The sequence below is a fragment of the Streptococcus mitis genome, assembly GCF_002096815.1.
GTDB lineage: Bacteria > Bacillota > Bacilli > Lactobacillales > Streptococcaceae > Streptococcus > Streptococcus mitis_AD.
Genome location: NZ_NCVJ01000016.1, coordinates 135,223 through 156,993 on the forward strand (window position 1 = coordinate 135,223; position 21,771 = coordinate 156,993).

At 43.1% G+C, this 21,771-nt stretch carries 22 protein-coding genes; 20 read left to right on the forward strand and 2 right to left on the reverse strand.

Going from position 1 to position 21,771, the window contains the following annotated elements:
- Positions 1 to 42: 42 nt before the first annotated feature.
- The 10 genes from B7696_RS01725 to whiA all read left to right on the forward strand — a co-directional run bounded on the left by B7696_RS01725 (position 43) and on the right by whiA (position 7,101).
- A complete protein-coding gene (locus B7696_RS01725; protein WP_049511127.1) occupies positions 43 to 543 on the forward strand; it encodes an SAG1386/EF1546 family surface-associated protein in 501 nt (166 codons plus the stop codon).
- 8 nt (positions 544 to 551) lie between these two features.
- Entirely contained in the window at positions 552 to 1,226 is a 675-nt protein-coding gene (cmk, locus tag B7696_RS01730; protein WP_049487135.1) for a (d)CMP kinase, read from the forward strand.
- Positions 1,227 to 1,345: 119 nt separating this feature from the next.
- Positions 1,346 to 1,852, forward strand: a complete 507-nt coding sequence (locus B7696_RS01735) for a dihydrofolate reductase (RefSeq protein WP_084861802.1) — start codon at positions 1,346 to 1,348, stop codon at positions 1,850 to 1,852.
- The gene (locus tag B7696_RS01740) at positions 1,852 to 2,022 is read left to right on the forward strand and encodes a hypothetical protein (protein ID WP_000442261.1); all 171 of its coding nucleotides are present in this window, start codon (positions 1,852 to 1,854) and stop codon (positions 2,020 to 2,022) included. The genes B7696_RS01735 and B7696_RS01740 overlap by 1 nt, the downstream gene beginning before the upstream one ends.
- Before the next feature lie 36 nt (positions 2,023 to 2,058).
- Positions 2,059 to 3,291, forward strand: coding sequence for an ATP-dependent Clp protease ATP-binding subunit ClpX (clpX, locus tag B7696_RS01745; protein WP_025170719.1), 1,233 nt, complete (start codon positions 2,059 to 2,061; stop codon positions 3,289 to 3,291).
- 8 nt (positions 3,292 to 3,299) lie between these two features.
- Positions 3,300 to 3,887: a ribosome biogenesis GTP-binding protein YihA/YsxC gene (gene yihA, locus B7696_RS01750; RefSeq protein WP_020900580.1), complete on the forward strand. Its 588-nt coding sequence runs from the start codon at positions 3,300 to 3,302 to the stop codon at positions 3,885 to 3,887.
- Positions 3,888 to 3,896: 9 nt separating this feature from the next.
- Positions 3,897 to 4,277, forward strand: a complete 381-nt coding sequence (locus tag B7696_RS01755) for a RidA family protein (RefSeq protein WP_001140420.1) — start codon at positions 3,897 to 3,899, stop codon at positions 4,275 to 4,277.
- 51 nt (positions 4,278 to 4,328) lie between these two features.
- Entirely contained in the window at positions 4,329 to 5,219 is an 891-nt protein-coding gene (gene rapZ, locus B7696_RS01760; RefSeq protein ID WP_020901711.1) for an RNase adapter RapZ, read from the forward strand.
- Positions 5,216 to 6,193, forward strand: a complete 978-nt coding sequence (locus B7696_RS01765) for a YvcK family protein (protein WP_023943688.1) — start codon at positions 5,216 to 5,218, stop codon at positions 6,191 to 6,193. Before rapZ ends, B7696_RS01765 begins: the two co-directional genes overlap by 4 nt.
- Positions 6,190 to 7,101, forward strand: coding sequence for a DNA-binding protein WhiA (gene whiA, locus B7696_RS01770; protein WP_049546606.1), 912 nt, complete (start codon positions 6,190 to 6,192; stop codon positions 7,099 to 7,101). The genes B7696_RS01765 and whiA overlap by 4 nt, the downstream gene beginning before the upstream one ends.
- Positions 7,102 to 7,524: 423 nt before the next feature.
- Here whiA and B7696_RS01775 read toward each other — a convergent pair whose 3' ends face one another.
- A complete protein-coding gene (locus tag B7696_RS01775; RefSeq protein ID WP_004262312.1) occupies positions 7,525 to 8,493 on the reverse strand; it encodes an NAD(P)/FAD-dependent oxidoreductase in 969 nt (322 codons plus the stop codon).
- Positions 8,494 to 8,736: 243 nt separating this feature from the next.
- On the opposite strand from B7696_RS01775, the gene cdaA reads away from it, so the two are divergent.
- From cdaA to B7696_RS01820, 8 genes are all read left to right on the forward strand, one after another.
- Positions 8,737 to 9,594, forward strand: a complete 858-nt coding sequence (gene cdaA, locus B7696_RS01785) for a diadenylate cyclase CdaA (RefSeq protein WP_084861803.1) — start codon at positions 8,737 to 8,739, stop codon at positions 9,592 to 9,594.
- A complete protein-coding gene (locus tag B7696_RS01790; RefSeq protein WP_042750804.1) occupies positions 9,581 to 10,360 on the forward strand; it encodes a CdaR family protein in 780 nt (259 codons plus the stop codon). The genes cdaA and B7696_RS01790 overlap by 14 nt, the downstream gene beginning before the upstream one ends.
- A 24-nt stretch (positions 10,361 to 10,384) precedes the next feature.
- On the forward strand, positions 10,385 to 11,737 hold the full coding sequence (glmM, locus tag B7696_RS01795) for a phosphoglucosamine mutase (RefSeq protein WP_049491658.1): 1,353 nt from the start codon (positions 10,385 to 10,387) through the stop codon (positions 11,735 to 11,737).
- A 73-nt stretch (positions 11,738 to 11,810) separates the two neighbouring features.
- The gene (locus tag B7696_RS01800; protein WP_001050081.1) at positions 11,811 to 12,185 is read left to right on the forward strand and encodes a DUF1149 family protein; all 375 of its coding nucleotides are present in this window, start codon (positions 11,811 to 11,813) and stop codon (positions 12,183 to 12,185) included.
- Position 12,186: 1 nt separating this feature from the next.
- Entirely contained in the window at positions 12,187 to 13,035 is an 849-nt protein-coding gene (locus tag B7696_RS01805) for a DegV family protein (protein ID WP_084861805.1), read from the forward strand.
- 153 nt (positions 13,036 to 13,188) lie between these two features.
- Positions 13,189 to 13,956, forward strand: coding sequence for a 4-hydroxy-tetrahydrodipicolinate reductase (gene dapB, locus B7696_RS01810; protein WP_000027866.1), 768 nt, complete (start codon positions 13,189 to 13,191; stop codon positions 13,954 to 13,956).
- Entirely contained in the window at positions 13,953 to 15,152 is a 1,200-nt protein-coding gene (locus B7696_RS01815; protein ID WP_084861807.1) for a CCA tRNA nucleotidyltransferase, read from the forward strand. Before dapB ends, B7696_RS01815 begins: the two co-directional genes overlap by 4 nt.
- Complete coding sequence (locus tag B7696_RS01820; protein WP_084861809.1) at positions 15,149 to 17,020, forward strand: ABC-F family ATP-binding cassette domain-containing protein; 1,872 nt, start codon at positions 15,149 to 15,151, stop codon at positions 17,018 to 17,020. The genes B7696_RS01815 and B7696_RS01820 overlap by 4 nt, the downstream gene beginning before the upstream one ends.
- 37 nt (positions 17,021 to 17,057) lie before the next feature.
- Here B7696_RS01820 and mntE read toward each other — a convergent pair whose 3' ends face one another.
- Positions 17,058 to 18,242: a CDF family manganese efflux transporter MntE gene (gene mntE, locus B7696_RS01825; RefSeq protein ID WP_084861811.1), complete on the reverse strand. Its 1,185-nt coding sequence runs from the start codon at positions 18,240 to 18,242 to the stop codon at positions 17,058 to 17,060.
- A 304-nt stretch (positions 18,243 to 18,546) separates the two neighbouring features.
- Between mntE and B7696_RS01830 the strand changes: the two genes are divergently transcribed.
- Together B7696_RS01830 and B7696_RS01835 are read left to right on the forward strand one after the other, a co-directional pair.
- Positions 18,547 to 21,243, forward strand: a complete 2,697-nt coding sequence (locus B7696_RS01830; protein WP_084861813.1) for a cation-translocating P-type ATPase — start codon at positions 18,547 to 18,549, stop codon at positions 21,241 to 21,243.
- A 117-nt stretch (positions 21,244 to 21,360) separates the two neighbouring features.
- Positions 21,361 to 21,771 carry a peptide deformylase gene (locus B7696_RS01835; RefSeq protein ID WP_020902508.1) on the forward strand — a complete coding sequence of 137 codons (411 nt, stop codon included), beginning with the start codon at positions 21,361 to 21,363 and terminating at the stop codon, positions 21,769 to 21,771.

Consider the following 21,771-nt stretch of genomic DNA (forward strand, 5'->3'; position numbering starts at 1 on the left):
TATATTGTAATAAGAAAAGTAAAAAAAAACAAGGAGTAAGGTATGGCAAAAGAACCGTGGCAAGAAGATATTTATGAGAATCAAGAAGAACAGACGAGAACGGAACGACATCAACGTAATCAAAAAGGTACAGGTATTGTTGCAAATCGTGTCTTGACGATTCTAGCTAGTCTCTTTTTCGTGATTGTTGTAGTAATGATAATAGTATTGATTTACCTTTCAAGTGGAGGGAGTAATCGTACAGCAGCCTTGAAAGATTTTTATGATTCATCTGCCCCTGTTTCAACCTCTGTAACAGAAGAATCCGCATCTTCATCTAGCAAGACTGAAGAAGCAACTTCTACAGAGAGCTCTTCTAGTGAAAGTCATTCTGAAGAGCATACTGATAGTGAAGGGACAATTACAGTTCAGGCTGGAGAAGGAGAAGCAACCATTGCCGCTCGTGCAGGAATCTCGATTGCTCAGCTAGAGGCCTTGAATCCTGGACATATGGCTACAGGGTCTTGGTTTGCTAATCCAGGTGATGTTATCAAAATCAAATAGGAGTTGATATGAAAACAATTCAAATTGCTATCGATGGTCCAGCTTCAAGCGGTAAGAGTACGGTTGCTAAGATTATTGCTAAAAATTTTGGTTATACCTATCTAGATACAGGTGCTATGTATCGTGCGGCGACCTATATGGCTCTGAAACACCAGTTAGGAGTGGAAGAAATTGAGGAACTTTTAGCCTTATTGGACCAGCATCCAATCAGCTTTGGGCGCTCAGAAACTGGAGAACAACTTGTCTTTGTAGGAGATGTGGACATTACTCATCCTATTCGTGAAAATGAAGTGACCAATCATGTTTCTGCTATTGCAGCAATTCCTGAAGTACGTGAGAAACTAGTTTCTCTCCAACAAGAGATTGCCCAGCAAGGTGGGATTGTCATGGATGGTCGCGATATTGGGACTGTTGTATTGCCACAAGCAGAATTGAAAATTTTCTTAGTAGCTTCTGTTGATGAAAGAGCAGAACGCCGTTACAAGGAAAATATTGCCAAGGGAATTGAAACAGACCTTGAAACCCTAAAAGAGGAAATTGCTGCGCGTGACTACAAGGATAGTCATCGTGAGACTTCGCCTCTCAAACAAGCAGAGGACGCTGTCTACCTTGATACAACTGGATTGAACATTCAAGAAGTAGTCAAAAAAATTGAATTAGAAGCAAAGAAACGTATGTCCTAGGGACAGGAGAAGCAGGCTAAAGCTAGTCTGCTTCTTTTCTATCAAACTGAACGCATTCCAAACCAGTCTTTTTTCGAGTTTTTTGATAAAATAGTACTATCAATGAAAAGGATGGAAGCATGACTAAGAAAATCGTAGCTATTTGGGCCCAGGATGAAGAGGGTGTGATTGGTAAGGACAATCGTCTGCCTTGGCATTTACCAGCAGAACTGCAACACTTCAAAGAAACAACTCTTAATCATGCTATCTTGATGGGGCGTGTGACCTTTGATGGGATGGGGCGTCGCTTGCTTCCAAAACGGGAGACCTTGATTTTGACGCGTAATTCTGAAGAAAAGATAGACGGGGTTGCTACTTTTCAGGATGTCCAGTCTGTTCTCGACTGGTATCAGGCTCAAGACAAGAATCTTTATATTCTCGGTGGAAAGCAAATTTTTCAGGCTTTTGAACCTTATTTGGATGAAGTAATTGTCACTCAAATCCATGCTCGGGTGGAGGGAGATACCTATTTCCCTGAAGAGTTTGACTTGTCCCTTTTTGAGACAGTTTCAAGCAAATCCTATACTAAAGATGAGAAGAATCCTTATGATTTTACCATCCAATACCGCAAGAGAAAGGAAGTCTAATGGAACGTAGTATATTTGGTTTTTTCACAGCCATGCTGTGTTTGGTCTGCTTGCTTGCAGGAGCACAGGCTTTTCGTAAAAAGCGTTATGGACTTTCTGTCCTGCTCTGGTTAAATGCCTTTACTAATTTGGTCAATAGTGTCCATGCCTTTTACATGACCTTATTTTAGATAGAATGACAGTATAGAATAGAACGGAAGGAAATCATGCCTACAACTAGGAAAAATGATATGATGGTTTATTGCTCATTTTGTGGCAAAAGCCAAGAAGAAGTACAAAAAATAATCGCTGGCAACAATGCCTTTATCTGTAATGAATGTGTGGAGTTGGCCCAAGAAATCATTCGGGAGGAGTTGGCGGAAGAAGTCTTGGCAGACTTATCTGAAGTTCCAAAACCAATCGAACTCCTCCATATCTTGAACCACTATGTAATCGGTCAAGATCGTGCCAAGCGTGCCTTGGCAGTGGCGGTTTACAACCACTACAAACGCATCAATTTTCACGATACGCGTGAAGAGTCAGAAGATGTGGATTTGCAGAAGTCAAACATCTTGATGATTGGCCCAACTGGTTCAGGGAAAACATTCCTTGCCCAGACCTTGGCTAAGAGCTTGAATGTGCCTTTTGCGATCGCAGATGCGACAGCACTTACTGAGGCTGGTTATGTAGGTGAGGACGTGGAAAATATCCTCCTCAAACTCCTGCAGGCTGCTGACTTTAATATCGAGCGTGCAGAGCGTGGCATTATCTACGTAGATGAAATTGACAAGATTGCCAAGAAGAGCGAGAACGTATCGATCACACGTGACGTTTCTGGTGAAGGGGTGCAACAAGCCCTTCTCAAGATTATCGAGGGAACTGTTGCCAGCGTACCGCCTCAAGGTGGACGTAAACATCCACAACAAGAGATGATTCAAGTGGATACAAAAAATATCCTCTTCATCGTGGGTGGTGCCTTTGATGGCATTGAAGAAATCGTCAAACAACGTCTGGGTGAAAAAGTCATCGGATTTGGTCAAAACAATAAGGCGATTGACGAAAATAGCTCATACATGCAAGAAATCATCGCAGAGGATATTCAAAAATTTGGTATTATCCCTGAGTTGATTGGGCGCTTGCCAGTCTTTGCAGCTCTTGAGCAATTGACAGTGGATGACTTGGTTCGTATCTTGAAAGAGCCAAGAAATGCCTTGGTGAAACAGTACCAAACCTTGCTATCTTATGATGATGTCGAGTTGGAATTTGACGACGAAGCCCTTCAAGAAATCGCCAATAAGGCTATCGAACGCAAAACCGGTGCGCGTGGTCTTCGCTCGATTATCGAAGAAACCATGCTAGATGTCATGTTTGAAGTACCGAGTCAGGAAAATGTGAAATTGGTCCGCATCACAAAAGAAGCTGTCGATGGAACGGATAAACCAATCCTAGAAACAGCCTAGAGGTGACTATGGAACTTAATACACACAATGCAGAAATCTTGCTCAGTGCGGCCAATAAATCCCACTATCCGCAGGATGAACTGCCAGAGATTGCCCTAGCAGGGCGTTCCAATGTTGGTAAATCTAGCTTTATCAACACTATGCTGAACCGTAAGAATCTAGCCCGAACATCAGGGAAACCTGGTAAAACCCAGCTTCTCAACTTCTTTAACATTGATGACAAGATGCGCTTTGTGGATGTGCCTGGTTATGGCTATGCCCGCGTTTCTAAAAAGGAACGTGAAAAGTGGGGGCGCATGATTGAGGAGTACCTAACAACTCGGGAAAATCTCCGTGCGGTGGTTAGTTTAGTTGACCTTCGTCATGACCCGTCAGCAGATGATGTACAGATGTACGAATTTCTCAAGTATTATGAGATTCCGGTTATCATTGTGGCGACTAAGGCGGACAAGATTCCTCGTGGTAAATGGAACAAGCACGAATCAGCAATCAAAAAGAAATTAAACTTTGACCCAAGTGACGACTTTATTCTCTTTTCATCTGTCAGCAAGGCAGGGATGGATCAAGCTTGGGATGCAATTTTAGAAAAATTATGAGGTAAAGAAATGGCAAAAACAATTCATACAGACAAAGCTCCAAAGGCTATCGGACCATATGTTCAAGGAAAAATCGTTGGCAACCTTTTGTTTGCTAGTGGTCAAGTTCCTCTATCTCCTGAAACTGGGGAAATCGTTGGAGAAACGATCCAAGAACAGACAGAACAAGTCTTGAAAAACATCGGTGCTATTTTGGCAGAAGCAGGAACAGACTTTGACCATGTTGTCAAAACAACTTGCTTCTTGAGCGATATGAACGACTTTGTTCCTTTTAACGAGGTTTACCAAACGGCCTTTAAAGAGGAATTTCCAGCTCGTTCAGCTGTGGAGGTAGCTCGTCTTCCTCGTGATGTAAAAGTCGAAATCGAAGTCATCGCAGAGATTGGATAAGCTAGTTGAAGTTTGGTGTTGCCAAACTTCTTTTGATATAAGGAGAAAAAGATGACAAAGAAACAACTTCACTTGGTGATTGTAACAGGGATGAGTGGCGCAGGGAAAACAGTTGCCATTCAGTCCTTCGAAGATTTGGGTTATTTTACTATTGACAATATGCCTCCAGCTCTCTTGCCTAAGTTTTTGCAGTTGGTGGAAACAAAGGAAGACGACCATAAGTTGGCCTTGGTAGTGGATATGCGTAGCCGTTCTTTCTTTTCAGAAATTCAAGCTGTTTTGGATGAGTTGGAAAATAAGGAAGAACTGGACTTTAAAATTCTCTTTTTGGATGCAGCTGATAAAGAATTGGTAGCTCGTTACAAGGAAACTAGACGAAGTCACCCTCTAGCTGCAGATGGACGGATTTTGGATGGAATCAAGCTGGAACGTGAACTCTTGGCGCCTTTGAAAAATATGAGTCAAAATGTGGTGGATACAACTGAACTTACTCCACGTGAGCTGCGCAAAACCCTTGCAGAGCAGTTTTCTGATCAGGAACAAGCCCAGTCTTTCCGTATCGAAGTCATGTCTTTTGGCTTTAAATATGGAATCCCGATTGATGCAGACTTGGTCTTTGATGTCCGATTCTTGCCAAATCCATACTACCTTCCAGAACTGCGAAACCAAACGGGTGTAGATGAACCAGTTTATGACTATGTCATGAATCACCCTGAGTCAGAAGACTTCTATCAACATTTGTTGACCTTGATTGAGCCGATTTTGCCAAGTTACCAAAAGGAAGGTAAGTCCGTTTTGACCATTGCCATGGGGTGTACGGGTGGGCAACACCGTAGTGTGGCCTTTGCTAAACGCTTGGCGCAGGACTTATCCAAGAATTGGCCTGTTAATGAAGGGCATCGCGACAAAGACCGAAGAAAGGAAACGGTAAACCGTTCATGAGAAAACCAAAGATAACGGTGATTGGTGGAGGGACTGGGATCCCCGTCATTCTTAAAAGTCTGCGTGAAAAAGATGTGGAAATCGCTGCTATCGTAACGGTGGCCGATGATGGTGGTTCATCAGGTGAACTCCGAAAAAACATGCAGCAGTTGACACCGCCAGGAGATCTCCGCAATGTCCTTGTGGCCATGTCGGATATGCCTAAGTTTTATGAGAAAGTCTTTCAGTATCGCTTTTCTGAAGATGCAGGAGCCTTTGCTGGTCATCCATTGGGTAATCTCATCATTGCTGGCTTGTCAGAAATGCAGGGTTCGACCTATAATGCCATGCAGTTACTGAGCAAATTTTTCCATACAACAGGGAAGATTTATCCTTCCAGTGACCATCCTTTGACCCTTCATGCGGTCTTTCAGGATGGGACAGAAGTGGCTGGAGAGAGTCATATTGCAGACCATCCAGGCATGATTGACCATGTCTATGTGACCAATACCCTCAACGATGATACGCCTCTGGCCAGTCGTCGAGTAGTGCAGACCATTCTTGAAAGTGACATGATTGTCCTCGGACCTGGTTCCCTCTTTACCTCGATTTTGCCCAATATCGTGATTAAGGAAATCGGGCAGGCACTTTTGGAAACCAAGGCAGAAATCGCCTATGTCTGCAATATCATGACCCAACGTGGGGAGACGGAACACTTTACAGATAGTGACCACGTAGAGGTCTTGCATCGTCACCTTGGCCGACCTTTTATCGATACTGTCTTGGTGAATATTGAAAAAGTGCCTCAGGAATACATGAATTCCAACCGTTTTGATGAATACTTGGTACAGGTGGAACATGACTTTGCTGGCCTTTGTAAACAAGTTCCGCGTGTGATTTCATCCAACTTCCTTCGTCTGGAAAATGGGGGTGCCTTCCACGATGGAGATTTGATCGTGGATGAGTTGATGCGCATTATAAAGGTGAGAAAATGAGTTTCACAGTAGCAGTAAAAGAAGAAATTCTAGGTCAGCACCATCTGAGCCGGCATGAATTATCTGCCATTATCAAGATGTCTGGTAGCATCGGTCTTTCGACTTCGGGCTTGACCTTGTCTGTCGTGACAGAAAATGCCAAACTGGCTCGGCACCTCTATGAGTCCTTTCTCCATTTCTACGAAATCAAATCGGAAATCCGACACCACCAACGGAGCAATCTTCGTAAGAATCGGGTCTATACCGTTTTTACAGATGAAAAGGTGCAGGACTTATTGAGTGATTTGCACTTGGCAGACTCGTTCTTTGGTCTGGAAACAGGTATTGATGGGGCGATTTTATCAGACGAGGAAGCAGGCCGTGCCTATCTCTGTGGCGCTTTCTTGGCAAATGGCAGCATTCGTGACCCTGAGTCAGGCAAGTACCAGTTGGAAATCAGTTCTGTTTATCTGGACCACGCGCAAGGGATTGCCTCTCTTCTCCAGCAGTTTTTACTGGATGCCAAGGTGCTTGAACGCAAGAAGGGGGCTGTGACCTATCTCCAGCGAGCCGAAGATATTATGGACTTCTTGATTGTCATCGGAGCCATGAAGGCGCGTGATGATTTTGAGCGAGTTAAGATTTTACGAGAAACCCGTAACGACCTTAATCGTGCTAATAATGCTGAAACGGCGAATATTGCTCGGACAGTTTCTGCCAGCATGAAGACTATCAACAATATCAGCAAAATCAAAGATATCATGGGCCTAGAAAATCTACCAGTAGATTTGCAGGAGGTAGCGCAGTTGCGAATTCAGCACCCAGATTACTCTATCCAGCAGTTAGCAGATAGTCTCAGCACTCCTCTGACCAAAAGTGGTGTTAACCACAGACTCAGAAAAATCAATAAGATAGCCGATGAGTTATAAAGATATAAAACACCTCTTTCTTGACAATTAAATAGAGTATGTGAGATAATAAAGGGGAATTGAGAAGTTCTAGCATTTTAGTGCTAACAGAAATCCCCTCGGTACTGCAATACTGAGGGGATTTTTTTCTGGGTTAGATAGCACTAACCAGGAAGGTTACTTGTCGAAGTGATCGTCTAACCAACGAGTCACCAGCCATGAGATGATACTCTCGATGACTGCGATAAGTACTATTTTGAGAAGTTCTAGCATCTGTAATACCTCCTTTTCCAAGGCGTATTGTTAGTGCCGTCCCTATTATATCACATGTTTTATCAGTTTGATAGGCATTTTTATTTTTGTTAAAGAAGGGGGAAATATGATCTAACAAATTAGCCGATGAACTATAAAACCACGAATCCTATGTGACTCGTGGTTCTTTTTCTATAAACTAGTAGAGTGTTTTGGTTGTACTTTTTGTTCTGGGTCGATGTAGTTAATGGCATTGTTAACAGCGGTTGGTGCTTCTCCAAGCCCTGTCGCAATCAGATCAATTTTTCCGTCATAGTAGCAACAGTCACCGATAGCATAGATACCTGCTTGGCTAGATTCTTGCTTGCTATTGACGATAATCTTGTGACGGTTGAGGTCCAGACCCCAGTTTTTAAGGTTACCAACAGAAGATTTGAAACCATAGTTGACAAAGAGGTGGTCTAGGTCAATAGTTTCTGTTTCATCAGATTTGACTTTTGTGATTTCAAGTTTATCGAGTGTTTTTCCATCTCCAAGGAGTTGGCTAGGGACGAATGGTGTCTTGATGGTCACAGATGATTCTTGCAAGGCTTGGACACTGTGTTCCAAGGCGCGGAAATTATCTCTGCGGTGGACAAGGGTAGTTGGCGCAATTTTTTCAAAAGCCAAAGCCCAATCCACAGCCGAGTCTCCTCCACCAAGAATCGTCACTTTCTTACCAGCATATTGCTGGATGTTGGAAACGTGGTAGTGGATATTTTCATAGTCCTCAACGCCTTCTAGTTCTAGAGGACGTGGTTTGAAGGCACCGCCACCCATAGCGATGATAACTGTTTTAGACAGGTGACTTCCTTTAGAAGTTGTAATTACAAAGCCTTCTTCTTGTTTTTCAATCTCAAGAACCGTTTCGTTGAGATGAATAGGGGTATCAAAGCCATTTAATTGCTCGATTAGACGGTTAGTCAACTCTTCTCCAGTCAGGTTTGGGAATCCCGGTACGTCTAAAATTTCCTTTTCAGGATAGAGAATGGCAGGTTGTCCACCGAGTTGGGGAAGAGAGTCGATGATTTGGACCTTGGCTTGGCGTAGATGAGCATAGAAGGCTGCAAAAAGCCCGACAGGACCACCACCTACAATGGTAATATCATAGAGTTGAGACATGGTTTCTCCTTTGTTTTTTCTAGTCATACTCTTCGAAAATCAAATTCAAACCACGTCAGCGTCGCCTTACCGTACTCAAGTACAGCCTGCGGCTAGCTTCCTAGTTTGCTCTTTGATTTTCATTGAGTATCAGTTTATTTTATCATATTTTTCCTTAATTTAAAATGAAGTAGGATAGGGAAAAAAATGCCAGAAAAATGGTATAATAGAAAGGAACGTGTTTGGACAGAGAGGAGACAGCAGATGAACTTTCAACAATTATCCAATCTGCAATATTGGACTAGCTTGTTTTCTAGTCCTTGGAGTATTGCCATCAATCTGTTTGATATTTTGATTGTGGCCTATATTTTATATCGTTTTACAAAAGCGATAGCTGGCACCAAGATTATGATTTTGGTGCGTGGGGTCGTGATCTTTGTATTAGCCCAGGTTGTGGCCAATATCCTTGATTTAACAACGATTTCTTGGTTGATTAATCAGATTATCACCTATGGGGTTATTGCTGCGGTTGTTATCTTCTCTCCAGAGATTCGGACTGGTTTGGAACGCTTGGGAAGGGCGACAGATTTCTTTTCTACTGCTCAAATTAGTGCAGAGGAGCAAATGATTCGTGCCTTTGTCAAGTCGGTTGAATATATGAGTCCTCGTGAGATTGGTGCTCTGGTTGCCATCCAACGAGTTCGGACCTTACAAGAATACATTGCGACAGGGATTCCTTTGGATGCCAATATTTCAGCTGAACTCCTTATTAATATCTTTATCCCCAACACTCCCCTACACGATGGTGCTGTGATTATCAGAGAAAATCGAATAGCAGTAACCTCTGCCTATCTTCCCTTGACAGAAAGCACAGGGATTTCAAAGGAATTTGGGACCAGACACCGGGCGGCTATCGGTTTGTCAGAAGTATCCGATGCCTTGACCTTCATCGTCTCAGAGGAAACAGGTGGCATTTCTATTACCTATAACGGTGTTTTCAAGCACGATTTGACGATTGAAGAATTTGAAGCAGAGCTACGAGCAATTCTTTTGCCAGCCGTTGAGGAAAAAGTCAGTTTCAAGGACCGTTTGTTAGGAGGTTGGAAATATGAGAAAAAATAGTCTATACATCATTTCATCTCTCTTTTTTGCTTGTATCTTATTCATCTATGCAACGTCAACCAACTTTCAAAATAGCAATACCGCAAGGCAGGTCAAATCAGAAACCTACACCAATACGATAACGAACGTTCCTATTGTTATTCACTATGATGATGACCAGTATTTCATTAGCGGATTTGCATCAGAAGTTTCAGTGGTATTAACCGGAGCCAATCGTGTGACCTTGGCCAGCGAAATGCAGGAGAGCACTCGTAAGTTTAAGGTAACTGCTGATTTGACGGATGCCAGTGTTGGAACGATTGAAGTTCCCTTGAATATTGAAAATCTTCCAAGTGGATTGACCGCTGTGGCAACGCCTCAAAAGATTACAGTGAAAGTTGGGAAGAAGGTTAAGCGAGATGGGATGCTTGTTGTGCCACAAGTTGACCAAAGCCAGATTGATCCCAAGTTACAAATTGATAGTATAACCGTGTCAAACGAACGAGTTTCGGTCACAACTGACCAGGAAACATTAGCTAAGATTGACAAAGTTATTGCGCTTTTACCAACCAGCGAACGAATAACAGGTAATTACAGTGGTTCAGTACCTTTGCAGGCAATCGATCGCAATGGTGTTGTCTTACCGGCAGTTATTACTCCGTTCGACACGACAATGAAGGTGACTACAAAACCAGTAGCACCAAGTTCAAGCACATCAAATTCAACAACAAGCAGTTCGTCGGAGACATCTTCGTCAACGAAAGCAACTAGTTCAAAAACGAATTAAAAATAGGAAAAGGATTTTATAAAAATGGGTAAATATTTTGGGACTGATGGAGTCCGTGGAGAAGCTAATGTAGAATTAACGCCAGAATTGGCCTTTAAACTAGGACGTTTTGGAGGCTATGTTCTTAGCCAACATGAAACGGAAGCACCGAAAGTTTTTGTAGGACGTGATACACGTATTTCTGGGGAAATGCTAGAATCTGCCTTGGTAGCTGGTCTTCTTTCAGTTGGTATTCACGTATACAAACTAGGTGTTTTGGCGACACCAGCAGTAGCTTACTTGGTAAAAACTGAAGGAGCAAGTGCTGGTGTCATGATTTCTGCTAGCCACAATCCAGCCCTTGATAACGGAATTAAGTTCTTTGGCGGTGATGGCTTCAAACTGGACGATGAAAAAGAAGCAGAAATTGAAGCCTTGCTAGACGCTGCGGAAGATACTCTTCCTCGTCCAAGTGCAGAAGGCTTGGGAACCTTGGTAGATTATCCAGAAGGCTTGCGTAAGTATGAAGGCTATCTTGTTTCAACTGGAACTCCTCTTGAGGGAATGAAGGTTGCCTTGGACACAGCAAACGGTGCGGCGTCTACAAGTGCCCGTCAAATCTTTGCAGACCTTGGCGCTCAATTAACTGTTATCGGGGAAACACCAGATGGTCTTAACATCAACCTTAATGTTGGTTCAACTCACCCAGAAGCTCTTCAAGATGTGGTCAAAGAAAGCGGCTCAGCTATTGGTTTGGCCTTTGACGGAGACAGTGACCGTTTGATTGCTGTTGATGAAAATGGCGACATCGTTGATGGTGACAAGATTATGTACATCATCGGAAAATATCTTTCTGAAAAAGGACAATTGGCGCAAAATACAATTGTGACAACTGTTATGTCCAACCTTGGCTTCCACAAGGCCTTGGACCGTGAAGGCATTAACAAGGCAGTCACTGCAGTTGGCGACCGCTATGTTGTGGAAGAAATGAGAAAATCAGGCTACAACCTCGGTGGTGAACAGTCTGGTCACGTCATCTTGATGGATTACAATACAACTGGTGATGGTCAATTATCAGCTGTCCAATTGACAAAAATCATGAAGGAAACTGGTAAGAGCTTGTCAGAGTTGGCAGCAGAAGTAACCATTTATCCACAAAAATTAGTCAATATCCGAGTGGAAAATGCCATGAAGGAAAAGGCTATGGAAGTTCCAGCTATCAAGGATATCATCGAGAAGATGGAAGAAGAAATGGCGGGGAACGGGCGTATCCTTGTTCGTCCAAGTGGAACAGAACCCCTCTTGCGTGTTATGGCAGAAGCACCTACAACAGAAGAAGTGGACTACTATGTTGATACCATCGCAGACGTAGTCCGAGCTGAAATTGGGATTGACTAAATCCTAGAAAACTAGATGAAAATAAAAAATTATGGTACAATAGCTTATAATATTGTAGCCGAGGGAGAAAGACATGAATCTTAAACGTGAACAAGAATTTGTTAGTCAGTATCATTTTGATGCGCGTAATTTTGAATGGGAAAATGAAAATGGAGCTCCTGAAACTAAGGTAGATGTGAACTTCCAATTGATTCAACATGACCAAGAAAATCAAGTGACTTCCTTGATTGTTGTCTTGAGTTTTATGATTGTATTTGATAAGTTTGTCATCAGTGGAACCATTTCACAAGTGAACCATATCGATGGCCGTATTGTTAATGAACCAAGTGAATTGAACCAAGAAGAAGTGGAAACCTTGGCTCGTCCATGTTTGAATATGCTCAACCGTTTAACTTACGAAGTAACTGAAATTGCATTAGACTTACCAGGAATCAATTTGGAGTTCTAATATGAAATTAGCTGTTATCACAGATTCCTCTGCCTATCTCAGTGCAGATACCTTGCAAAGAGAAGATTTATTTGTTTTGGATATTCCTGTCAATATTGATGGTGAGGAGTATGTCGAAGGCATCAATCTGACTGCTGAGGAATTTTACCAAAAAATGGCTCAGGCCTCTGAATTGCCTAAGACCAGTCAACCAAGTATTGCCAAGTTAGATGAGATTCTAACTTCGCTCAAAGAACAAGGTTATACACATGCTTTGGGACTTTTCCTATCTTCTGGAATTTCAGGTTTTTACCAAAATATCCAGTATATGGTGGATGACTATGAGGGCTTAACCATTGCTTTTCCAGACACTTTGATCACAAGTGCTCCTCTGGGTATCATGGTTGAAAGTGTCTTTAACTGGCGAGACCAGGGCGATGACTTTGCCATTATTCAGGATAAGCTAGCTATTCAGATTAGTCACACATCTGCTTTCATCATGGTGGATGACTTGGACCACTTGGTTAAAGGGGGACGCCTTTCAAATGGAGCTGCGATTTTGGGCAATCTGCTAAGCATTAAGCCGATTCTTTATTTTAATGACCAAGGTGTGATTGAAGTGTACGAAAAAGTTCGTACTGAAAAGAAAGCAACCAAGCGTTTAATTGAGATTATCAAGGAAGCAACAGCTTCAGGCCAATACCGTATCATTGTCATTCACGGGAATGCTCCTGAAAAGGCTGAAGAATTGCGTCAGCACTTACTTGAATCTGAAGTAGGTACGGATATTTCACTTGCTACATTTGGTAGTGTCATTGGGACACACTTAGGAGCAGGAAGTATTGCTCTGGGTTATATTCCAGTGATTTAGTTGGCGTTTCTAGGCTAGTTAAGAAATAGCAATTGAACACGGACTATCTGCCTCTTGAAAAAAGATGCCTGTCTTGCCTTTCATGGAAAGTCAGCGTCATTCCCTATTTTTCATGGGCAGCTAAGGTCCTTTGTATCTTGAATAGGAGTAGAGATGAGTATTCGAGTAATTATTGCCGGTTTTAAGGGAAAGATGGGCCAAGCTGCTTGTCAGATGGTCTTGGCTGATCCAGACTTGGACTTGGTCGCAGTTTTGGATCCTTTTGAGTCTGAATCAGAATGGAAAGGCATTCCTGTCTTCAATGATAAGGCAGCCTTGGTTGGATTTGAGGCTGATGTCTGGGTAGATTTTACTACACCAGCCGTTGCCTACGAAAATACACGCTTTGCTCTTGAAAATGGCTTTGCTCCTGTCGTAGGAACAACAGGCTTTACTAGTGAAGAAATTGCAGAACTAAAAGCATTTTCTCGTGAACAAGATTTGGGTGGCTTGATTGCTCCCAACTTTGCCTTGGGAGCTGTCTTGCTTATGCAATTTGCGGCGCAGGCTGCCAAATATTTCCCAAATGTGGAGATTATCGAGCTCCATCATGACAAGAAAAAAGATGCTCCGAGTGGAACAGCCATTAAAACGGCTGAGTTGATGGCAGAAGTTCGAGAGTCTATCCAACAAGGTGCGCCTGATGAGGAAGAATTGATTGCAGGAGCTCGTGGTGCTAATTTTGATGGCATGCGCATCCATTCAGTCCGTCTACCAGGCTTGGTAGCCCATCAGGAAGTCATCTTTGGCAATCAGGGAGAAGGATTGACCCTCCGTCATGACTCCTATGATCGCAGCTCCTTCATGACAGGAGTCAATTTGGGAATCAAAGAAGTTGTCAAGCGTCATGAGCTTGTCTATGGATTAGAACACTTATTATGAGATTAACGCAAATGCCTTCTGAATTTCAGAAGGCTTTACCAGTATTAGAAAAAATTAAAGAAGCAGGCTTTGAGGCCTATTTTGTTGGGGGCTCTGTTCGAGATGCCCTCCTCAATCGCCCCATCCACGATGTGGATATTGCGACTTCTTCCTATCCAGAAGAAACCAAGCAGATTTTCCCTCGCACAGCTGACATCGGAATCGAGCACGGAACCGTCTTGGTCCTAGATGGGGACGAGGAGTATGAGGTAACAACCTTTCGAACAGAGGATGTCTATGTGGACTATCGTAGACCCAGTGCGGTTTCCTTTGTGCGTTCGCTAGAAGAGGACCTCAAGCGCCGTGATTTCACAGTTAATGCCTTTGCCTTGGATGAGACAGGCGAAATTATTGACTTGTTCCATGGTTTAGAAGATTTGAAAAACCAAGTCTTGCGAGCAGTTGGAGTGGCTAGTGAACGTTTCAACGAAGATGCTTTACGTATTATGCGTGGTTTTCGTTTTCAGGCCAGTCTCGGTTTTAAACTTGAGTCAGAAACTTTTGAAGCGATGAAGACTTTGACTCCGCTCTTGGAGAAAATTTCTGTGGAGCGCACCTTCGTTGAGTTTGATAAACTATTGCTGGCACCTTTTTGGCGAGTTGGTCTGTCTTCCATGATTGAAAGTCAAGCTTATGACTATCTTCCAGATATGGCAGGAAGCCAAGACAAGCTCAACAGACTGTTTGATTTGGAGACTGATTTCACTTTTGAATCTTCTGAACAAGCTTGGGCAGCTCTATTGTGGGCTTTGGAGATTAAAGATGCACAGCCATTTTTGAAATATTGGAAGACCTCACGCCAGTTTGCCAAGCAGGTTCAGGATTTGTTGACCATTTTGGCTTTGCGAGAAGAAGGAGAGATGAGCAAGCGCGATTGTTACCGCTTTGACTTGGATTCCCTTCTACAAGCTGAAAGCCTTCGTCAGGCCCAAGGAAAGGAAGTCAACCCACAAGCCATCAAAGAAACTTACCAGAGTTTGACCATTCATGACAAGAAAGAAATTCAGATTAATGGTGGCATTTTGATTAAGGAATATGGCTATCAACCAGGTCCGGATTTGGGAGAGATTTTAACAGAGATTGAGTATGCCATTGTCGATGGAGAATTGGAAAATGACCGTCAAGCCATACATGCTTATCTGAGGGAGAAAAAATGAGTGATTTTATCGTTGAAAAACTAAGTAAATCCGTCGGTGATAAGACCGTTTTTAAGGATATTTCCTTTATCATCCATGATCTAGATAGAATTGGTTTGATTGGTGTCAATGGGACTGGAAAGACTACCCTTTTGGACGTCCTTTCTGGTGTTTCTGGATTTGATGGGGATGTCAGTCCCTTTTCAGCTAAGAATGATTACCAGATTGGTTACTTGACCCAAGATCCTGATTTTGATGATAGCAAGACGGTCTTGGATACGGTTCTCTCCAGCGACCTCAAGGAAATCCAGCTCATTCGTGAGTATGAATTGATCATGCTCAACTATAGTGAGGACAAACAGGCGCGTTTGGAACGGGTCATGGCAGAGATGGATTCTCTCCAAGCTTGGGAAATTGAGAGTCAGGTCAAGACTGTTCTCAGCAAGCTGGGGATTCAGGACTTATCTACTCCTGTTGGGGAATTGTCAGGTGGTCTGAGAAGACGGGTTCAGTTGGCACAAGTCTTACTTGGCAATCACGACCTTTTGCTTCTGGATGAGCCGACCAACCATCTGGACATTGCGACTATTGAGTGGCTGACCCTCTTTTTGAAAAATTCAAAGAAGACCGTCCTTTTTATTACCCACGATCGCTATTTCCTAGACGCTTTGTCAACTCGAATTTTCGAATTGGATCGCGCAGGCTTGACCGAGTATCAAGGCAATTATCAGGACTATGTTCGCCTTAAGGCTGAACAAGATGAGCGCGATGCGGCTCTTCTTCACAAAAAAGAACAACTTTATAAGCAAGAATTGGCCTGGATGCGCAGACAACCGCAGGCGCGTGCGACCAAGCAGCAGGCTCGTATCAATCGTTTCCATGATTTAAAGAAAGAAGTTTCAGGTGGTGTTGCTGAGACAGACTTGACCATGAACTTTGAAACCAGTCGGATTGGGAAGAAAGTTATCGAGTTTCAGGATGTTTCTTTTGCCTATGAAAACAAGCCCATTTTGCAAGATTTTAATCTCTTAGTTCAGGCCAAAGACCGCATCGGAATCGTTGGGGACAACGGTGTTGGAAAATCAACCCTCCTCAACTTGATTGCAGGCAGTCTTGAGCCGACAGTAGGACAAGTTGTGATTGGGGAAACTGTTCGTATCGCCTATTTCTCTCAGCAAATTGAGGGCTTGGATGAAAGCAAGCGAGTGATCAATTACTTGCAGGAAGTGGCAGAAGAGGTCAAGACCAGCGGTGGTTCTACGACTTCGATTGCAGAGCTGCTGGAGCAGTTTCTTTTCCCACGTTCAACGCATGGAACCTTGATTGAGAAATTGTCAGGTGGAGAGAAAAAGCGTCTTTATCTCCTCAAACTGCTCTTGGAAAAACCAAATGTTCTCCTCTTGGACGAGCCAACAAATGATTTGGACATTGCAACCTTGACAGTTTTGGAGAATTTCTTGCAAGGCTTTGCTGGTCCAGTTTTGACTGTTAGTCACGACCGATATTTCTTGGATAAGGTAGCGACTAAGATTCTCGCTTTTGAGGATGGTAAAATTCGTCCTTTCTTTGGTCATTATACCGATTATCTTGATGAAAAAGCCTTTGAAACAGAAATGGCTAATCAAGTGCAAAAAGCCGAAAAGGAAAAAGTCGTCAAGGTTCGAGAAGACAAGAAACGCATGACCTACCAAGAAAAGCAGGAGTGGGCAAGCATTGAAGGTGATATTGAAGCCTTGGAAAATCGTATCGCTGCTATTGAAGAGGAAATGCAGGCCAATGGTTCTGACTTTGGTAAGCTAGCTACTCTCCAAAAAGAACTGGATGAGAAAAACGAAGCACTCCTTGAAAAATACGAACGCTATGAATACCTAAGTGAATTTGATAGTTAGAAGAATAGAAAAATCCCGTCTCATGGACAGGATTTCTCTATTCTTTTTTGGTTTCTTGATGAAAAATATTTTGCCAAGTTTCGTGGCGACGCCAGATACTGGTATGGACGATACCATCTAACTCATAGCAGATGAGTTTGGTCTTCTGACTGATGGAATTGATCTGGATGTCCTTGATAGCAGCATTCAACTCTTTCTCGGCCTTATAAGCCTCTTTATCCATCTGCTCTCCATCCTGGCGAATATAGACAAAATCATCAGCCAAGAGTTCTTCCAGTTGATTTCCTTGGTCAATCAATTGCTCGCGCATGAGCAATTTTTTATAGACATTGTCTAAAATTTCATCCTCAGGGATAGGTGCTGGCTCGATATGGACATCGGTATCAAAGACTCCAAAACGTTCCTCCAGCATAGACTCGACCTGATCTGCAATCTCGTGACTCTCAAAAACAGACAAGTCAGGATTCATTTCTAGCGTAATATCGAGGTAGATGTTGCTACCATAGGTACGGCCTCTTTGCGATTTGACCTTACTGATTTTGGGAATTTCCATAATGGCCTTTTGATAATCCTCAAGCAAACGGTCGTCAAAGCCATCTGAAAGGCTAAAGGAGGACTCGATGAAGATATCATAGGCCGTTTTCAAGATAAAGAAAGTGATGATAATGGCAACCAGTTTATCCACAATCGGATAATTGAAACTGCTGGCTAGGATGGCGATGGTAGTTCCAAGTGAAGTAACAGCATCTGAAAGATTGTCTTGGGCGGCAGCCTTTAATGCCTTGGAGTTGGATTTCTTACTGAGGCGAGTGTTGTAGAGATAAACCACAAACATAATCGCTGCAGAAATGATTCCTAGAGTTGCACCAAGAGGATCAATGACCGTTTCTTCTCGGCTGAGAATCTTTTGAATGGTATCCCTTAGTACATCAAAGCCGACATAGAACATGATGATAGAAGTGATCAAGCTAGCCAAATCTTCAATCTTCCAGTGGCCAAAACGGTGGTCTCGGTCTGCAGGCTGGCGCGCCATCCGAATCCCAATCAAGAGGGCCACATTTCCAATGATGTCCGACACGTTGTTAAAACCATCGGCCACCAAACTGGATGAATGAAGAAGATGCCCAGTAGCTAATTTGGCTGCAGACAAGAGCAGGTAGGTAGAAATGCTGATAATGGCCCCACGCTCAGCCAACTTGAGATTTGAAATAGATTGCTTCATTCAACTTCCTTTCTAGTCATATAGCATTCTACCATTATACTGGTTTTCAAGGGAAAATTCAAATAAGGCAGTTTTTACTCTTTGAAAACTTTTCAAAATTTGGTATAATAGTACTACTCAAGGGAGTAGCTGGCAGAAACCTGTGATAGTGTCGTCATTCCGAATTTTATACTGAAAAGTATGCTTTCCGGCACTATCTTAAACAGCGAGACTTATTATGATTAACAGGTCTCTTTTTGTTTGTCGTGAAAAGATATGACAGAAAGAGAGTTTGTTTTGCACACAATGTCAAGGAGGGAGACACATGTCAAAAGAACAAAAACGCCAAGCGTTTTACACTCAGAGTCCTGAAGAGGTCTTGCAGGCTGTGGATGCGACCGAGCAAGGTTTGTCATCAAGTGAGGCGGAAAAGCGCCTTGCAGAATTTGGCCACAATGAACTCGAAGAAGGCGAGAAACGATCAATCCTGGTCAAATTTATCGAGCAATTTAAGGATTTGATGATTATCATCCTAGTTGCGGCAGCTATCCTGTCAGTCGTGACTTCTGGTGGAGAAGATATCGCAGATGCCATCATCATCCTAGCTGTGGTTATCATCAACGCTGCCTTTGGTGTTTACCAAGAAGGGAAAGCAGAAGAAGCTATCGAAGCCCTCAAATCCATGTCTAGTCCAGCTGCCCGCGTTCTTCGTGATGGGCATATGGCGGAGATTGACTCTAAAGAATTGGTACCAGGTGATATCGTAGCTCTTGAAGCTGGTGATGTAGTGCCTGCAGACCTACGTTTGCTAGAAGCCAACTCTCTTAAAATCGAAGAAGCAGCTTTGACAGGTGAGTCTGTGCCAGTCGAAAAAGACTTGACAGTTGAACTTGCTGCAGATGCTGGTATTGGTGACCGTGTCAATATGGCCTTCCAAAACTCTAACGTGACCTATGGTCGTGGGATGGGTGTTGTTGTCAATACAGGTATGTACACTGAAGTTGGTCATATCGCTGGCATGCTTCAAGATGCGGATGAGACAGACACACCACTTAAACAAAACTTGAACAACCTTTCTAAAGTCTTGACCTATGCTATCTTGGTTATTGCACTTGTTACTTTTGTAGTGGGTGTTTTCATTCAAGGGAAAAATCCACTCGGTGAGTTGATGATCTCTGTTGCCCTTGCCGTTGCAGCTATTCCAGAAGGGCTCCCAGCTATCGTAACTATTGTTCTTGCCCTTGGTACTCAAGTTTTAGCCAAACGAAACTCAATCGTTCGTAAGTTGCCAGCAGTTGAAACTCTTGGTTCAACAGAAATCATCGCTTCTGATAAGACTGGTACGTTGACCATGAACAAGATGACCGTTGAAAAAGTCTTCTATGATGCAGTCCTACATGACTCAGCTGATGACATTGAACTGGGTCTTGAAATGCCCCTGCTTCGTTCAGTTGTCTTGGCCAATGATACGAAAATTGATGTGGAAGGAAACTTGATTGGTGACCCTACTGAAACAGCCTTCATCCAGTATGCCTTGGACAAGGGTTACGATGTCAAAGGTTTCTTAGAGAAATATCCACGTGTGGCTGAGTTGCCATTTGACTCTGATCGTAAGCTCATGTCAACGGTTCATCCATTGCCAGACGGTCGTTTCCTTGTAGCAGTCAAGGGTGCGCCAGACCAACTCTTGAAACGCTGTGTTCTTCGTGATAAGGCTGGGGATATTGCTCCGATTGATGAGAAGGTTACAAACCTCATTCATACAAACAACTCTGAAATGGCTCACCAAGCCTTGCGTGTCCTTGCAGGTGCTTATAAGATTATTGACAGCATTCCAGAAAATCTTACTTCTGAAGAACTGGAAAATGATTTAATCTTTACTGGTTTGATTGGGATGATTGACCCTGAACGTCCTGAGGCAGCTGAGGCTGTTCGTGTGGCTAAGGAAGCGGGAATTCGTCCAATCATGATTACGGGTGACCATCAAGACACCGCAGAAGCTATTGCCAAACGTTTGGGAATCATCGAGGCAAACGATACAGAAGGCCACGTTTTAACTGGTGCCGAACTCAACGAACTGTCAGATGAAGACTTTGAAAAAGTAGTTGGTCAATACTCTGTTTATGCCCGTGTGTCTCCAGAACACAAGGTTCGTATCGTCAAGGCCTGGCAAAAACAAGGTAAAGTCGTTGCCATGACAGGTGATGGTGTCAATGATGCGCCAGCTCTGAAAACAGCCGATATCGGTATCGGTATGGGAATCACTGGTACAGAGGTTTCTAAGGGTGCATCTGACATGATCCTTGCAGATGATAACTTTGCGACTATCATTGTGGCAGTTGAAGAAGGACGTAAGGTCTTCTCAAACATTCAAAAGACTATTCAGTATCTGCTTTCTGCCAATACTGCTGAAGTATTAACTATCTTCCTATCAACCTTGTTTGGTTGGGATGTATTACAGCCAGTTCATCTTTTGTGGATCAACTTGGTAACCGATACCTTCCCAGCTATCGCTCTAGGTGTTGAGCCAGCTGAGCCTGGTGTCATGAATCATAAACCACGTGGACGCAAGGCAAGCTTCTTCTCAGGTGGTGTTTTGAGTTCTATCATCTATCAAGGTGTACTCCAAGCAGCTATTGTTATGAGTGTTTATGGCCTTGCGATTGCTTACCCAGTTCATGTGGGTGACAATCATGCCATTCATGCGGATGCCCTTACTATGGCCTTTGCAACCCTTGGTTTGATTCAGCTCTTCCATGCCTACAATGTCAAGTCTGTTTACCAATCCATCTTGACAGTTGGCCCATTTAAGTCTAAGACTTTTAACTGGTCTATCTTGGTATCCTTCATTCTTCTCATGGCAACAATCGTCGTAGAACCACTTGAAGGAATCTTCCACGTAACCAAACTAGACTTGTCACAATGGGGAATCGTTATGGGCGGAAGCTTCTCAATGATTATTATCGTCGAAATTGTTAAGTTTATCCAACGTAAACTCGGCTTTGACAAGAATGCGATTTAAAAAGAAAAAGTCATCTTCGGATGGCTTTTTGCTACAGTTAAGGGAAAGGGCTTGCAGTTGCCGTCTTTTGTGCTATAATTGCTATAATATAGTAAAAAGCAAGAGGAGTGAGCAGAAGTGGAAAAGAAAATTGTGAAGGATATTTTGTTTTTATCTCAGGTATCTCAGCCGGCAAGTCAGGATGATCTGTATCTCGCCAGAGATTTGCAGGATACACTCTTAGCAAATCGTGAGACTTGTGTCGGTCTGGCTGCCAATATGATTGGTGTGCAGAAGCGCGTGATTATCTTTAATCTGGGCTTGGTTCCTGTGGTCATGTTTAATCCAGTGCTCCTGTCCTTTGAAGGACCTTATGAGACAGAGGAAGGCTGTTTGTCCTTGACAGGTGTGAGACCTACTAAGCGTTATGAAACCATAAGGGTTGCCTATCGTGACAGCAAGTGGCAAGAACAGACCATTACCTTGACAGGTTTCCCAGCCCAGATTTGTCAGCATGAACTGGATCACTTGGAAGGACGAATCATTTAG

What these genes read in the sequence shown, in the direction of transcription:
- B7696_RS01805 (WP_084861805.1), top strand. Translation starts at nt 12,187, where the DNA reads ATGAAATTAGCTGTTATCACAGATTCCTCTGCCTATCTCAGTGCAGAT.
- mntE (WP_084861811.1), bottom strand. Translation starts at nt 18,242, where the DNA reads ATGAAGCAATCTATTTCAAATCTCAAGTTGGCTGAGCGTGGGGCCATT.
- B7696_RS01815 (WP_084861807.1), top strand. Translation starts at nt 13,953, where the DNA reads ATGAGATTAACGCAAATGCCTTCTGAATTTCAGAAGGCTTTACCAGTA.
- B7696_RS01820 (WP_084861809.1), top strand. Translation starts at nt 15,149, where the DNA reads ATGAGTGATTTTATCGTTGAAAAACTAAGTAAATCCGTCGGTGATAAG.
- yihA (WP_020900580.1), top strand. Translation starts at nt 3,300, where the DNA reads ATGGAACTTAATACACACAATGCAGAAATCTTGCTCAGTGCGGCCAAT.
- B7696_RS01800 (WP_001050081.1), top strand. Translation starts at nt 11,811, where the DNA reads ATGAATCTTAAACGTGAACAAGAATTTGTTAGTCAGTATCATTTTGAT.
- B7696_RS01735 (WP_084861802.1), top strand. Translation starts at nt 1,346, where the DNA reads ATGACTAAGAAAATCGTAGCTATTTGGGCCCAGGATGAAGAGGGTGTG.
- B7696_RS01740 (WP_000442261.1), top strand. Translation starts at nt 1,852, where the DNA reads ATGGAACGTAGTATATTTGGTTTTTTCACAGCCATGCTGTGTTTGGTC.
- cmk (WP_049487135.1), top strand. Translation starts at nt 552, where the DNA reads ATGAAAACAATTCAAATTGCTATCGATGGTCCAGCTTCAAGCGGTAAG.
- glmM (WP_049491658.1), top strand. Translation starts at nt 10,385, where the DNA reads ATGGGTAAATATTTTGGGACTGATGGAGTCCGTGGAGAAGCTAATGTA.
- clpX (WP_025170719.1), top strand. Translation starts at nt 2,059, where the DNA reads ATGCCTACAACTAGGAAAAATGATATGATGGTTTATTGCTCATTTTGT.
- B7696_RS01790 (WP_042750804.1), top strand. Translation starts at nt 9,581, where the DNA reads ATGAGAAAAAATAGTCTATACATCATTTCATCTCTCTTTTTTGCTTGT.
- cdaA (WP_084861803.1), top strand. Translation starts at nt 8,737, where the DNA reads ATGAACTTTCAACAATTATCCAATCTGCAATATTGGACTAGCTTGTTT.
- whiA (WP_049546606.1), top strand. Translation starts at nt 6,190, where the DNA reads ATGAGTTTCACAGTAGCAGTAAAAGAAGAAATTCTAGGTCAGCACCAT.
- rapZ (WP_020901711.1), top strand. Translation starts at nt 4,329, where the DNA reads ATGACAAAGAAACAACTTCACTTGGTGATTGTAACAGGGATGAGTGGC.
- B7696_RS01765 (WP_023943688.1), top strand. Translation starts at nt 5,216, where the DNA reads ATGAGAAAACCAAAGATAACGGTGATTGGTGGAGGGACTGGGATCCCC.
- B7696_RS01830 (WP_084861813.1), top strand. Translation starts at nt 18,547, where the DNA reads ATGTCAAAAGAACAAAAACGCCAAGCGTTTTACACTCAGAGTCCTGAA.
- B7696_RS01725 (WP_049511127.1), top strand. Translation starts at nt 43, where the DNA reads ATGGCAAAAGAACCGTGGCAAGAAGATATTTATGAGAATCAAGAAGAA.
- B7696_RS01755 (WP_001140420.1), top strand. Translation starts at nt 3,897, where the DNA reads ATGGCAAAAACAATTCATACAGACAAAGCTCCAAAGGCTATCGGACCA.
- dapB (WP_000027866.1), top strand. Translation starts at nt 13,189, where the DNA reads ATGAGTATTCGAGTAATTATTGCCGGTTTTAAGGGAAAGATGGGCCAA.
- B7696_RS01775 (WP_004262312.1), bottom strand. Translation starts at nt 8,493, where the DNA reads ATGTCTCAACTCTATGATATTACCATTGTAGGTGGTGGTCCTGTCGGG.